This is a genomic window from Dyella sp. NPDC103356 (genome assembly GCF_055584465.1).
The window spans coordinates 817,142-830,304 of record NZ_JBVJLZ010000001.1 but is presented as its reverse complement, the minus strand read 5'-3'; the positions used below and the strand labels follow the sequence as shown (position 1 = coordinate 830,304).

The window sequence follows — 13,163 nt, the reverse complement described above, 5'->3', positions numbered from 1 at the left end:
ACCACCGTCTGCTCCACCGCATCACTGCAGCGACCGGGCGACTGATGGGGACGGCGAGAGAGGTCCCCTACCTCCGGGCGACCTAACCACTTGTATCCCGTCTTGCGGCTAATCCCGTAGCACCGGCACAGCGCACTGACATTGGCTTGCGGTTGTCGGGCCAGGGCCACGAACTCGGCTCGTAGAGACATGAGATTCCTCGCGTTCCAGGGCATGGGACACCTCGCTTCGACCTCGGCGAGGTGTAACCCATGTCCCCGAACACCTGTTACCTATGTCTCCGGTCCATACACTTCGCCGGGGGAGAGGGTTGGGGTGAGGGGGCGCTCTCAGCCCTGAGCCTGCCGCTCTTTCCGCGCCTCATACGCCTTCAAATGTGCATAAGCCGTACGCAACGGCGTGACATCTGCGCCCCCCGCGCCGCGCGCAAGCATGTCGCCCACCACATGATCGGCTTCCACCGCCTTGCCACCTTCCAGGTCGCGCAGCATCGACGCAGTCAGCGTCGAGCCTTCTTCCGTCAACACGCCACGAGCCTTGGCCAGTACGGCGTCGTGCGGCGCATGACCCGCGTGCTCGGCAACGCTGCGACACGCCTCGAGCAAGGCCAGCGTCGTTTCGCGTCCACCCGGCGCACGCATGATGTCGCCTACCGCGGCGCGCATCAGACAGGTGATTCCCGCAAGCGTGGCCAGAAATACCCACTTGTCCCACATGTCTTGCAGGATCGTATTGCTGGCGCGGGCCTCGAACTTGACGCCCTGCATGGCTTGCGCAATGGCGGCCATGCGCGCCGATGCGCTGCCGTCGCGCTCCCCGTAAGTGAGGCTATGCGAAGTATTGAGATGGCGTACCACGCCGTCGGCATCGACAGTCGCGGCAATCACGCATTGGCCACCTAGCACGCGATCCGCACCGAAGCGCTCATCCAGGCGATCCATGTGCTGCATGCCGTTCAATAGCGGCAAAATCGCCGTGTCCGGCCCGACCGCCGGTGCGATATCTGCGATGGCCTGATCCAGATCGTAGGCTTTGCAGCTCAGCAGGATCAGGTCGTAATGGCTGTTCAATGTTGCGGCAGTGACGGTCGGCGGTGCGTCGCGATGAAAGTCGCCGGTGCTGCTGCGTATCGTCAAACCCGTTTCGGCCAGCTTTGCGGCACGGGCCGGGCGTACGAGAAAAGTCACGTCCTGCTGGTTTTCCAGCAAGCGCCCGCCAAAGTAACCGCCGGTGGCGCCCGCGCCGACAACCAGGATACGCATCGCTTTTCTCCGCCAAAAGGTTAGTGGGAAGTATGGACTGGCTCCCCCCGATTCAATTGCCGTCCGTTCCATCCCATGCATTCAGATGCGGCCCGAACGGCTCACGCTGTTGCCGGACGACGCAGAAGCGGTGGCCGCTGGGCGCTTCCATGACCCACCAGCGGTCGCGTACCAGGTTGACGCGCTTGGCGCCGAGCTTTTCCAGTCGGGAGGCTTCCGCTTCGATATCGTCGGTTTCGATATCCAGATGCACCCGGCTTTCGTGGGTCACCTTTTGCAGCAAGATGATCGGCTCGTCGGCCGCGGTCCGCAGTTCGGCGTACTTGCCGTCGCCGTCCTGGTCGAGCGTGACGATGGGCTTGCCCAGCGCGCGGCTCCAGAATTCGGCGGCTTCTTTAAGGTCCCCGGCTTGGCAGTCCAGCACCAGGGTAGATAATCGGCTGTGGTGCATAAGAGAATCTCCTCCGGTCAGGCCGGGCAGTGTCCGCCGGGCCGGGTGAAGAAATCGACGTGGCCGTCGTCAAATCGCTAACCAACGATATCGAAGGAGTAAGGCAATGCCCTGGCTGGTCCTGCTTTCCGCACTGTGCATGCCTGTGGTGGCATGGTTTTCCCAGCACGGGGCATTTGGCCCGGACATTGGCACGATTTCCGACAGTTACCCCACGTTGCTGGGAGCCGCTGGCTATGCGTTCGCCATCTGGGGTCCGATTTTCCTGTTCAATATCGTGTTCGCGATCTGGCAATGCAGTAACCGCCGGCACGACTCGGCGATGTTGCGCGTACGTATCGCGTCGCTGATCGCGTTCGCATTGACGTCGGTGTGGATGGTGGTGTTTTCGCAGCAGCAGTTCTGGCTGGCGTTGGCGGCGATCTGGGCCAGCCTGGTCTGCCTGGTCTATGCGGCGTACTGGCTGTCGCGGCAACGCCCCGCGCCGGACGCGCTGAGTTTTTGCGCCTGGCTGCCGCTGTCGTTGCACGCAGGCTGGGTGTCGCTGGCAGCGTTTCTCAATACCGCCCAGGTGATCGTGGCCTTTCGTCTGCTGCCACTGGACGACATGCTGCCGTGGAGCATCGGCCTGCTGGTGCTGGCGGCCTTGTTGCTGCTGATCGCCAACGCACGCATGGGCGGCAATGTGATCTATGCACTGGCAGCGGCATGGGCCTTGGCGGCGATTTACCTCAAGCAATCCATCGGCACGTTGGCCGGTGCGCCGACGATGGCTTTGGCGGTCGTGGCCGTGGCGGCGGTGCTGGTGTTGCAGACGCTATGGCTACGCATCAAAGCGAAGTCGATATAAAACATCTACCGGCGTGAGTCGGGAGACAGCAAAGATGATTCGGTGCAGTCGCAACCCGTGCGATGGACGTTTGGAACAATGCTGTGGTCACAGGGGAAATCACCTTTTCGACCATCTCGCACCGCAAGCGACATCGGCGCGGGCATTTGTTCCTGTCGCATTGAAATCATGGAGAGAAGTGCAATGGGTAGAACTCATATATTTAAGCGCTTGATCATCGCATGTGCTATGGCGTGTGCCGCATTTGTCAGTGTAGGAGCATCGGCAACTAACGTTGTAACCGTTACCCAGTCTGCGACGGTTCCGGCGGGAAGCACGGGCGCTTGGGCTACGACAATTACCGCGCAATGCCCACCCGGTTACGTGGTTACAGGCGGTGGATTCAAGGGGAACGAATATTCTGGCGAATATATGCCGGTCGTTTCAGTCAACAATGTCATGGGTTTCGTCGCAAGCCCCTCGTTTACGGTTATTGCCAGCGTACCGACCGACGCCGGGGACGGTTGGAGCGTTACGGGCCTCGCGTATTACTACACGGAAGTACCGGCAACGGTATACGCTCGTTGCATGATGTAACGGGGTTGATCGATGCATCAGAGAGTCATGGGATATTGGCCGAGTCTGATGCGCATCCAAAAATAAAGGCGCCGTTGGGCGCCTTTATTTTTGGATGAAGCGCGTTCTCAGTTCGGCTGTGCCAGATCGTCCAGCAGAGCCTTCAGGAAGCGCGCGGCTTCGCCGCCAGTGGCAGCGCGGTGATCGAAGGTGAGCGAGATCGGCATGCGGCGATGCACTTCGATACCGCCCATCACGGCGACCACATCGTGGCTGAGCTTGCCCGCACCGACGATCGCCACGCACGGCGGCACCACGACCGGCGTCGCGTAGCGGCCGGCGAACATGCCGAAGTTGGACAGGCTGATGGTGTAGCCGGAAAGCTCCGACGCCGGGATCGAACGGTCTTCGACCTGCGTGCGCAGACGCTTGATGGCGGCGCGCACGCCGGCACCGTCGAGTACGTCGGCATTGCGCAGCGCCGGCACGAACAGGCCTTCCTCGGTGTCCACGGCGATGCCGATGTCCACGTGCGGATGCAGCGTGCGGGTGAGGTTCTTGCCGTCGAACCACGCGTTCAGCGCCGGCACGCTCTTGCAAGCGGTGACGATGGCGCGGATCAGACGAGCGGTGATGTCCTGCTTGCCGATCCAGGCATGCAGGTCGGCATCGTCGACCAGGGTGGTCGGCACGACCTGGGCATGCGCATCGGCCATCACACGGGCCATGTTGCGGCGGACGCCCTTGAGCTGCTCCGGCTGGCCGCTGGCGTGCACGCTCGGCGAAGAGGTGCGTACCGGCTTGCCTGCGAGCGAGGTCGGGCCACGTGCCGGTTCCGGCTCGGGCAGGCGCGGAGCCAGGTGGCGGCCGGCGTCTTCGTGCACGGCGCGTGCAGGTGCGGCGCCCAGCGGAGCCGAACCGTTGGCAGCGGCGTCCTTGACGTCCTTCATGGTGACCACGCCGCCGTCGCCGGTGGGGCGCACACGGCTAAGGTCGACCTTGAGCTTCTTGGCCAGCGCGCGTACGGCCGGCACGGCCTTCACACCGCCGACCGAGCTGAGCTGTTCGACGTGCACATGATTGCCGCTGACCATTGCGCCGACCACGGTGCCTTCGTCTTCGCGATCACCCTTGGACTCGGCAATCTCGCCGCCTTCGTCGGAAGCGACGACCTTGGCGCTGTTGTCCGACGCGGCACTGCCGACGCTCTTCTTCGGGCCGTGATGGTGGCCGGTGGACTCGGCTTCGGCGCGCTGCTTGGCGTTCGGGTCGGGCTCGAACTCGGCCAGTGCGGCGCCGGTCTCGATGATGTCGCCGGCGGCGCCGTGCAGCTTGGTGACCTTGCCGGTATAGGGCGAGGGTACATCGACCACGGCCTTGGCCGTTTCCATCGACACCAGCGGGGCGTCGAGCTTGATGGTGTCGCCTACCTTGACGTGCCACTCGACGACGGTTGCGTCGGGAAGGCCTTCGCCGAGGTCGGGGAGGTAAAAGGTTTTGATGTCGGCCATGAGTTTGGTTCTCTAGGTATGGCTTGAATGTTCTTGGAGCGTCGCCCCGGCGAAGGCCGGGGCCCAGTGTCTTTCAGTGTGCGGGAAGGTTTTGTGTGCTTCGCACGCCATCTTTCACTGGGTCCCCGCTTGCGCGGGGATGACGCTTCCCTGTAGGTAGTTTAGGACGCAGCCAATGTTTTCTTCGCCGCTTCCACCACGCGCTCCGTGCTCGGGAGATATTTCATCTCCAGGCGGAACAGCGGGATGTGCGTGTCGAAACCGGTGACGCGTTCGACCGGCGCGAGCAGGTCGTACATGCACTCCTCGGCCAGGCGCGCGGCGATCTCGGCACCGAAGCCAGCGGTCTTGGGCGCCTCGTGCACGATCACGCAACGACCGGTCTTCTGCACCGATTCAGCGATGGTGTCGAAGTCGAGCGGGGTCAGCGTGGCCACGTCGATCACTTCGGCGCTGATGCCTTCCTCGGCCAAGGCGTCGGCGGCTTCAAGCGCTTCCTTGACCTGCGCACCCCAGGTCACGATGGTGACGTCGGTGCCGTCGCGCAGCACGAAGCACACGTCCAACGGCAACGCCTCGCCGTCGTCCGGCACTTCTTCCTTGTACTGGCGATAGATGCGCTTGGGCTCGAAGAACATCACCGGATCCGGATCGCGGATCGCGGCAAGCAACAGGCCATAGGCACGCGCAGGCGACGAAGGCATCACCACGCGCAGGCCCGGGATATTGGTGAACAGGTGCTCGTTCGCCTCGGAGTGATGCTCCGGCGCGCGAATGCCACCGCCCCACGGTGCGCGCCACACGGCCGGCACGGTGATGCGGCCGCGCGTGCGGTTGCGCAGGCGGGCGGCGTGGCAGGCGATCTGCTCCATCATCGGATAGATGAAGCCTTCGAACTGCGCTTCGGCGACCGGTTTCATGCCTTGCGCGGCAAGACCCACGGTGACACCGGCAATGGTGGTTTCGTCCAGCGGCGTATCGAGTACGCGCAATTCGCCGAACTTTTCCTGCAGGCCCTGGGTGGCGCGGAACACGCCGCCGTTGACGCCGACGTCTTCGCCCAGCACCACGACGGAATCGTCGTGAGCCATTTCATAGGCAAGCGCCTGGGTGACGGCTTCGATAAGAGTGATTTGTGCCATGGCTCAGTGGGCCTTCTTGTCGAGCGAAATAACCAGATCGCGCTGCTTGGCGAGATCGGCGGGTACTTCGGCAAAGGTGTAGTCGAACATCGCGGTGACCGGCTGGGTCTTGGTTTCCAGGTAGGCGTTGACTTCGTTATCCATCCAGTCGTCGCACTCGGCCTTCCACGCTTCTTCCTTCGCGTCGTCCCACACGCCCTTGGCGACCAGCCAGTTGCGCAGGCGCACCATCGGCTCCTTCGCCCAGGCGTCTTTCACTTCCTGCTCGCCGCGGTAACGGCGGGCGTCGTCGGCAGTGGTGTGGTCGGAGAGGCGATAGGTGACCGCCTCGATCACGCTGCCACCTTCGCCGTTGCGCGCGCGATCGAGCGCATCTTCCATCGCCTTGCGCACCGCGATGATGTCGTTGCCGTCGACCTGGATCGAGAACAGGCCCGCGGCGATACCTTTCTGTGCGAGCGTCGGCGCGCCGGACTGGATCTTGCGCGGCACCGAGATCGCCCACTGGTTATTCACAATCACCGCCACCATCGGCAGGTTCTGTGCGCCGGTGATATTGATGGCGCCGTAAAAGTCGCCCTTGGACGAGCCGCCGTCGCCGATCATGCACACGGCCACGCGCTTCTCGTTGCGGATCTTGAACGCCAGCGCGGAACCGGCGGCGTGCAGGCATTGCGTCGCGATCGGCACCGACCAGGCAAAGTCATGGCGAGCCGGCTCGTTCTGGTAGTCGTTGCCGCGCTCGTCGCCGCCCCAGTACATATAGACCTCGCGCGGCTGCACGCCGCGATACAGCTGGGCGCCGTACTCGCGATAGCTCGGCGCCAGCACGTCTTCGGGCTTCATGGCGCTGCCGACGCCGACATGCGCGGCTTCGTGGCCCAGACACGAGGCGTAGGTGCCGAGCTTGCCGGTACGCTGCAAGGCGACCGACTTGGCATCGAACACGCGGGTGGACAGCATCAGCTTGTAGAGCTCGACCATATGGTTGAGGTCTTTGGCAAACTCCGGCAGATCGTCACGGACCTGCTTGCCCTCGGCGTCGAGGTATTGCAGGTATTCGATTTCGAATTTGGCTGCGATGGACACGACTTGCTCCCAAAACGGGTAAGGTAGAAATAATTGTGGGGGAGGTGCGGCCTATCCAGTGAGGCCGTCACGCGGGGATTCCTCAGCCTTCGTACCCCTTCCAGCGGGGGTGAGGCTTTCCCAAGACCGCCTTTGATAACAGGCTCTTATGTTGCGCCGCAAGGTACGGTGCAGCATGAATGCGCGTGTTTTTCCGCCGGAAGCCTTGCATTACAGGGAGTTGCAAGCGGGCGGCTCGAATGGGCGACCGGAGAGCCGAAGCGTCGGTTGGGCTCTCGCTCATCCTGGCCGGTGTCCTTGAGCAGCCGTCCGGCCACCCCCATCCCCATGAACCGTTACCATCGCCACTTTGCGCCATCAGCGATTCGGAATGACCACGAACCAACGCGATCTCGAAGCCGGTATCGAACTGGACCTGGATGGACGGCTCACCTACGGCGGCTACCTGCGTCTGGATGTGCTGCTTTCCGCGCAACGGCCTTTGAGCGATCCGCCGCATCACGACGAGACGCTGTTTATCGTGCAGCACCAGGTGGCCGAGCTGTGGATGAAACTGCTCATTCACGAACTCAAGGCGGCGATCGTGTGCCTGCAGCGCGACGAGCTCGATACCTGCCTGAAAATCCTGGCGCGCGTGAAACAGGTGCAGCGCCAGTTGTTCGAGCAGTGGGCGGTGCTGGAGACGCTTACTCCGTCGGAATACCTGGAGTTTCGCGACGTGTTGGGCCCTTCGTCCGGTTTCCAGTCGCTGCAGTATCGGCAGATCGAATTTCTGCTCGGCAACAAGAATGCGCAGATGCTCAAGGTGTTTGCCTATGACCCGGTCGCCGAAGCGAGCTTGCGCGACGTACTTGAAGCGCCGAGCCTGTACGACGAATTCTTGCGATATCTCGCGCGCCGCGGCCACGACGTGCCGGCGGACTTGCTCAGCCGTGACGTGACGCAGCCGCATCAGCGTGACGAACGGCTGTTGCCGGTGTTCAAGCATATCTACGAGCATCGCACAGAGTGCTGGCCGGAATATCACATGTGCGAACAGCTGGTGGACATGGAGGAAAGTTTCCAGCTTTGGCGTTTCCGCCATATGAAAACCGTGGAGCGCATCATCGGCCATCGTCGCGGTACCGGGGGTTCGTCCGGTGTGTCGTTCCTGAAGAAGGCCTTGGACCTGGAATTCTTTCCGGAGTTGCTCGACGTGCGCACGGTGCTGGGCCGTTAAAGACCAGGAGCCCGTGGCTCCCGGTCTTGGAGTATCAATAGCGCTTTAGAACGAGGCGCGTCTGTTTGCCCGATCGGCCTCCATCGATTCCATCAGGGTTGGCGCAAATCCCGTCGTGTCAACGCACTCGAGCACACGCGGAGGTCTGACCCCTTCGGCCATGAATGCGCCCGCGGCTCGATTGACGCAGCTCGATACCGGGTTGTAGGTGAAGCCGTGCGCTACCAGGCCACGCGCATAGATCATGCTGGCATTGGGGACCTGGGCAAACGCCTTCATGGCGCCTTGTCGCGGTGTGAAAGGGTCGAACTCGGCCTGGACCAGTACAAGATTTTCGATTTGCGACAAGTGCTCGATAGGTGGACGCGGAGGGCTGGGTTGCCGCCAATAGGCGCATAGTGGATAGGTTTCATCGCTTCCGCCGATCGGGAATTGATGTGCGAAAGCGGTTCCCCATTGCGCCCATTCGGACGGTGAGGGAATAGGAGAAGTGTTTTGACATTGAACGGTCCACAAAACCGAGCTGGCGTTGTTCATGTCCAGTCGCGAGGGTTGTTCTGGAGGTGTGAACAGGCCTGGGGCGAAGAGTCGGGCAAGTGTCCGCGCCTCCTGATCCACCATCTGATCGGCGCTGAAGCGATGCGTTCGGATAGTGTCCAATAGCTGTTCAAGCTGCAGCCGAGGCTGTTGCCTGAATTGTTCCTGGAAAAACGCCGCGGCCATCACCGCCTCCGGGGAGCCGGTCGACTTACGCACGATTTCCCTGAATCTGCTATCCAGAGCGATGAAGCGCTGCTGTATCTCGTCGCCGGTCGCACCCAAGCTGTAGTTTTCCGGTGCGGAAAGAATCTTGTCGACAACGAATCGCTCGAAGATTTCCTGGCGGCTGGAGGCTTTGGGTAAGGCGTTCTGGTAAAGATCTCGAGTCCAGTCGACGTTGGAGTCGAGAATCATCCGGTCGACATGTTGAGGAAACATGCCGCCATACCAGGCACCAAGCTCGGTGCCATAAGACACCCCCCAATAGCTGATCTTCTCCTCACCGAGCAACTGGCGGACGAGATCCATGTCATGGGCCGTTTGTTCGCTGGTGATATAGGGCGCCAGAGGATTCGATTGGCAGCCGCGCGCCGACACCTGTGCATGTTCGTTGAGCGCAAGGATGTTCGCCGGGCTGCGGTTGTCGGTGATGTTGTCGTAGGGCTGCAACCATTCATCCGATTGGCAAAGCAGGGCCGTACTGTCTTCACTCCCCTTGATGCCGCGCGGCGTCATGCCGATAAGGTCGAATTGTTCGCTGATACGACGCTTTTCCGGCGAGCTGCTGCCTTCCCACTCCCAATCGGCGACCAATGACGCCGTATAAAATCCTGCGGGAATGCCCGGGCCGCCGGGATTGATGAACAGCACGCCGCGGCGCTTCTGCGGATCGCGAGCGGACACACGCATCAGGGCGATCTTGATGACACCTTCAGCTGGCGCGGCGTGATCCTTGGGGACCTCGATCGTGGCGCATTGCAGGCGATTGGTCAGTTCGGGAAAGGCATCGGTGTAGTCCGGGCAATCCTGCCAAGGTATTGCGGGCGTTTGGGCTATTCCCAGAAGTGGCGTGAGCAACAGCAAAGACAGCGTCAAGAGGCGATATCGCAAGGACATAGAGCACCGGGTGCAGAAGTGAGGTTGAGCGCCTGCTCGCGCCTGACATGCGGCACGTCCAGGGGTCGCATGAGCGACTCTAAGCAACCTGTCGCCGCGGGCCTGCCGGATTCCTGCTATATGTCTGGTCGTCCATGACCTCTATGGCCTTCACGGCCCAACCCGGGAGCGTGTTGCCCTCTGTGGCAATTGACGATCCCGGTAGCGACATGTTTCTCTTGAGTTGATCGCAATTTCTTGCGAGTACCGGATGAAACGAGGGAACGCATGACCGAAACCACTTCCAGCGCAGCCACGACGCCCGATTTTCCCAAGACACTGGGGCACCCGCGTCCGCTGTGGATGCTGTTCATGACCGAGTTCTGGGAGCGCTTCGCGTTCTACGGCATTCGCTGGGCGCTGGTGCTGTACATCGTGGCGCAGTTCCACGGTGGCGATGCGACCGGTGAACAGCCGGCCAGCCGAACTTACGGTGCCTACCTCGCGCTGGTCTACGCGGCGGCGATCTTCGGTGGCTATGTGGCCGATCGGGTGCTGGGTTATCAGCGCTCGATCCTGGTCGGTGCGGCGGTGATGGCGCTGGGCCTGTTCATGATCGCGGTGCCCAATCAGCAGATATTCGAGATCGGGCTGGCCACGATCATCGCCGGCAATGGCCTGTTCAAGCCCAACATCTCCACCATGGTCGGCAAGCTCTATGGCATCACCGACGAGCGGCGCGACAGTGGCTTCACCATTTTCTACATGGGCATCAATCTCGGCGCGCTGATCGCGCCGGTGCTGACCGAGTATCTCGCCAAGGCAGTGTTCGGCAGCAACGCGATGCCGAGCTACAAGTACGTATTCATCGCATCGGGTGTGGGCATGCTGATCAGCCTGTGCTGGTTCTGGGTGGGCCGGCGCGGGCTCAAGTCGGTCGGCGTGGCGCCTCCCGGCAGCGAGAGCGTGATGCGCGTGGTGTACGTATTGCTGGGCGCGGCCGCTGCGGTGCCGGTGATGTATTTCCTGCTGGCTTCCGGCGCGGGCTTTCTGCAGTGGGTACTGAGTGCGCTCTTTATCGTGCTGTCATTGTTGCTGCTGGTCGAAGGCATTCGCGAAGGCAAGGTGCAGCGCGATCGGGTTATCGCGATGCTGATCATCTTCGCCTTCAACGTGCTGTTCTGGATGTTCTTCGAGCAGGCCGGCAGTTCGTTCACCTTTCTCGCCGACAAGATCGTCAATCGCCAGCTGGGCGACTTCAATTTCCCCACGGCCTGGTTCCAGTCGGTCAATTCGCTGGCGATCATCACCATCGCGCCGATCCTGGCCGTGATATGGGTGCGCATGGGCCGCAGCAATCCTTCGATTCCGCGCAAGTTCGGTCTGGGCCTGATCTTCAACGGGCTGGCCTTTGCGTTGCTGATGCTCGCGTTGTCGGGCATGGTCGACGCGAACGGCAAGATCCCGTTCTGGACCCTCTTCATGGTCTATGTGATCCAGTCGGTGGGCGAGCTGTGCCTTTCGCCGATCGGCCTGTCGATGGTGACCAAACTGGCCCCGCTGCGCCTGGTCGGGTTCGGCATGGGTGGCTGGTTCCTTTCTACCGGCATCGGCAACAACCTGTCGGGTATCTTTGCCGGCCATGTGTCGGGTGAGACGGGCATGACCACGCAGTCGGCCCTGAGCGGCTACACGTTTGGCTTCTGGTCGCTGATGGGGGCCGGCGTGCTGCTTTTCCTGATCGCGCCGCTGATCAACAAGCTGATGCATGGTGTGAAATAGCGTCAGTTTTGATGGGGCGGCAGTTACGCCGCCATTGACGAACGTCGCCGTCACGGCTAAATGTCGGTGTTTTCGCGCACGGTCAGCCGACCGATGAAGGGGTGCATGAACAACGCCAGTCAAGCCGTGGCACCGGGCGTGCCCGATTTTCCCGATACCCTCGGCCATCCGCGTCCCTTGTGGATGCTGTTCATGACCGAGTTCTGGGAGCGTTTCGCGATCTACAGCGTGAGCTGGGCGCTGGCGCTGTACATCGTGGCGCAGTTCTACCACGGCGATCCGTCCGGGCAGGCGTGGGCGAGCAAAATCTATGGCGCCTATACCGCGTTGGTCTATGCCACCGGCATTTTTGGCGGCTATATCGCCGACAAGGTGATCGGTTACCAGCGGTCGATCCTGCTGGGCGCCGTGGTGATGGCGATCGGCCTGTTCACCGTCATGCTGCCCTCGCGCGACGCGATGCTTTATGGCCTGTCCATGGTCATCGTGGGCGACGGGCTGTTCAAGCCGAATATCTCCTCGATGGTCGGGCAGCTCTATCGTCCCGACGATGAAAGGCGGGATCGCGGTTTTACGCTGTTCTATATGGGAATCAACGCGGGCGCGTTTGCCGCGCCGCTGGTCACCGGCTGGATGGCCAGTTACTTCACCAGCACGCCGCTGGTGGAGAACTATCGGATCGTGTTCGGCGCCGCGGGCGCCGGCATGGTGTTGAGCTTTCTGTGGTTCTGGTTCGGCCGTCGCGGTTTGCGCGGGGTCGGCCGGCCGCCGCAGGGCGCCGAGGGCAAGCAGCGCGTGCTGTGGGTGATTGGTGGCATGGCGCTGTCCGTGCCGGTCATCTACTTCGTGTTGGCGCAGATCGGCGCGATCGGCTTGCAATGGCTGCTCGGTCTGCTGTTTATCGGCGTGGCGGTGATGCTACTGGGCGAGGCCGCGCGGCAGGGTCGCGTGCAGGTGCAGCGGGTGGTGGCGATGCTGATCATCTTCGCCTTCAACCTGCTGTTCTGGATGTTCTACTTCCAGCTCGGCACGTCGTTCAACTTCCTGGCCGAGACGATGGTCGATCGCAAGATGTTCGGCGGTTGGTCGTTCCCGGTCGGCTGGTTCCAGTCGATCAGTCCGCTGGCGATCATTGTGTTGGCACCGGGCGTGAGCATCATCTGGGCCTTGCTGGCGCGTCGGCACAAGGAGCCTTCGATCCCGCGCAAGTTCGGCCTGGGCCTGGTCTTCAACGGCCTGGGGTTCCTGGTGCTGGTGTACGCGCTGGCGCGACTGATCGATCCGCAGGGACTGATTCCGTTCTGGCCGTTGGCCGCTTGCTATGTGCTGCAGACCGTCGGTGAGCTGTGCCTGTCGCCGATCGGCCTGTCGATGGTGACCAAGCTGGCGCCGCCCAAACTGGTGGGCCTGGCAATGGGCGGCTGGTTTCTGTCGCTGGCTGTCGGCGGCAATCTGTCGGGCCTGCTGGCTGGCCATATCAGTGGCGCGACCGGCATGACTGCCGCTTCGGCGCTGGACGGCTTTACTTTCAGCTTCTGGCTGCTGGCCGGTGCGGGCGTGCTATTGCTGCTGATCTCGCCGTTGATCAATCGGTTGATGCATGGGGTGAAGTGATGGTTGAGGGGCCGGTTCAAGCGACGTGATTGTGCCCCTAGAACTTTTCCTAT

The 13,163-nt window shown here is 62.0% G+C and carries 12 protein-coding genes; 5 read left to right on the top strand and 7 right to left on the bottom strand.

The genetic code is table 11. From position 1 onward, the window contains the following. The 3 genes from ACZ6WW_RS03570 to ACZ6WW_RS03560 all read right to left on the bottom strand — a co-directional run. Nucleotides 1-215: helix-turn-helix domain-containing protein (locus ACZ6WW_RS03570; RefSeq protein WP_465272989.1), on the bottom strand; the 215-nt coding region annotated here is incomplete at its 3' end. A gap of 114 nt (nt 216-329) precedes the next feature. Further along, a complete protein-coding gene (gene panE, locus ACZ6WW_RS03565) occupies nt 330-1,262 on the bottom strand; it encodes a 2-dehydropantoate 2-reductase (protein WP_465272988.1) in 933 nt (310 codons plus the stop codon). Nucleotides 1,263-1,314: 52 nt separating this feature from the next. Further along, a complete protein-coding gene (locus tag ACZ6WW_RS03560) occupies nt 1,315-1,713 on the bottom strand; it encodes a VOC family protein (protein WP_465272987.1) in 399 nt (132 codons plus the stop codon). A gap of 106 nt (nt 1,714-1,819) precedes the next feature. Between ACZ6WW_RS03560 and ACZ6WW_RS03555 the strand changes: the two genes are divergently transcribed. Then, the gene (locus ACZ6WW_RS03555) at nt 1,820-2,563 is read left to right on the top strand and encodes a hypothetical protein (protein WP_465272986.1); all 744 of its coding nucleotides are present in this window, start codon (nt 1,820-1,822) and stop codon (nt 2,561-2,563) included. A 411-nt stretch (nt 2,564-2,974) separates the two neighbouring features. Continuing rightward, on the top strand, nt 2,975-3,139 hold the full coding sequence (locus ACZ6WW_RS03550; protein WP_465272985.1) for a hypothetical protein: 165 nt from the start codon (nt 2,975-2,977) through the stop codon (nt 3,137-3,139). A gap of 107 nt (nt 3,140-3,246) precedes the next feature. On the opposite strand, the gene ACZ6WW_RS03545 is transcribed toward ACZ6WW_RS03550, so the two are convergent. From ACZ6WW_RS03545 to pdhA, 3 genes are all read right to left on the bottom strand, one after another. After that, a complete protein-coding gene (locus ACZ6WW_RS03545; protein WP_465272984.1) occupies nt 3,247-4,629 on the bottom strand; it encodes a dihydrolipoamide acetyltransferase family protein in 1,383 nt (460 codons plus the stop codon). Between the two features lie 161 nt (nt 4,630-4,790). Next, entirely contained in the window at nt 4,791-5,771 is a 981-nt protein-coding gene (locus ACZ6WW_RS03540; RefSeq protein WP_465272983.1) for an alpha-ketoacid dehydrogenase subunit beta, read from the bottom strand. 3 nt (nt 5,772-5,774) lie between these two features. Next, complete coding sequence (gene pdhA, locus ACZ6WW_RS03535) at nt 5,775-6,860, bottom strand: pyruvate dehydrogenase (acetyl-transferring) E1 component subunit alpha (protein WP_281851995.1); 1,086 nt, start codon at nt 6,858-6,860, stop codon at nt 5,775-5,777. A 370-nt stretch (nt 6,861-7,230) separates the two neighbouring features. On the opposite strand from pdhA, the gene ACZ6WW_RS03530 reads away from it, so the two are divergent. Further along, on the top strand, nt 7,231-8,079 hold the full coding sequence (locus ACZ6WW_RS03530; protein WP_465272982.1) for a tryptophan 2,3-dioxygenase: 849 nt from the start codon (nt 7,231-7,233) through the stop codon (nt 8,077-8,079). A gap of 45 nt (nt 8,080-8,124) precedes the next feature. Here the strand turns inward: ACZ6WW_RS03530 and ACZ6WW_RS03525 are convergent, their stop codons facing one another. Beyond that, complete coding sequence (locus ACZ6WW_RS03525; protein ID WP_465272981.1) at nt 8,125-9,714, bottom strand: alpha/beta fold hydrolase; 1,590 nt, start codon at nt 9,712-9,714, stop codon at nt 8,125-8,127. Between the two features lie 288 nt (nt 9,715-10,002). Between ACZ6WW_RS03525 and ACZ6WW_RS03520 the strand changes: the two genes are divergently transcribed. Together ACZ6WW_RS03520 and ACZ6WW_RS03515 are read left to right on the top strand one after the other, a co-directional pair. After that, nucleotides 10,003-11,496 carry a peptide MFS transporter gene (locus ACZ6WW_RS03520; protein ID WP_465272980.1) on the top strand — a complete coding sequence of 498 codons (1,494 nt, stop codon included), beginning with the start codon at nt 10,003-10,005 and terminating at the stop codon, nt 11,494-11,496. A gap of 105 nt (nt 11,497-11,601) precedes the next feature. After that, nucleotides 11,602-13,110 (top strand): peptide MFS transporter, encoded by a 1,509-nt coding sequence (locus tag ACZ6WW_RS03515; RefSeq protein ID WP_465272979.1) that lies wholly within the window; start codon nt 11,602-11,604, stop codon nt 13,108-13,110. The last annotated feature ends 53 nt before the right edge of the window (nt 13,111-13,163 follow it).

What these genes read in the sequence shown, in the direction of transcription:
- panE (WP_465272988.1), bottom strand. Translation starts at nt 1,262, where the DNA reads ATGCGTATCCTGGTTGTCGGCGCGGGCGCCACCGGCGGTTACTTTGGC.
- ACZ6WW_RS03560 (WP_465272987.1), bottom strand. Translation starts at nt 1,713, where the DNA reads ATGCACCACAGCCGATTATCTACCCTGGTGCTGGACTGCCAAGCCGGG.
- ACZ6WW_RS03555 (WP_465272986.1), top strand. Translation starts at nt 1,820, where the DNA reads ATGCCCTGGCTGGTCCTGCTTTCCGCACTGTGCATGCCTGTGGTGGCA.
- ACZ6WW_RS03550 (WP_465272985.1), top strand. Translation starts at nt 2,975, where the DNA reads ATGCCGGTCGTTTCAGTCAACAATGTCATGGGTTTCGTCGCAAGCCCC.
- ACZ6WW_RS03545 (WP_465272984.1), bottom strand. Translation starts at nt 4,629, where the DNA reads ATGGCCGACATCAAAACCTTTTACCTCCCCGACCTCGGCGAAGGCCTT.
- ACZ6WW_RS03540 (WP_465272983.1), bottom strand. Translation starts at nt 5,771, where the DNA reads ATGGCACAAATCACTCTTATCGAAGCCGTCACCCAGGCGCTTGCCTAT.
- ACZ6WW_RS03530 (WP_465272982.1), top strand. Translation starts at nt 7,231, where the DNA reads ATGACCACGAACCAACGCGATCTCGAAGCCGGTATCGAACTGGACCTG.
- ACZ6WW_RS03520 (WP_465272980.1), top strand. Translation starts at nt 10,003, where the DNA reads ATGACCGAAACCACTTCCAGCGCAGCCACGACGCCCGATTTTCCCAAG.
- ACZ6WW_RS03515 (WP_465272979.1), top strand. Translation starts at nt 11,602, where the DNA reads ATGAACAACGCCAGTCAAGCCGTGGCACCGGGCGTGCCCGATTTTCCC.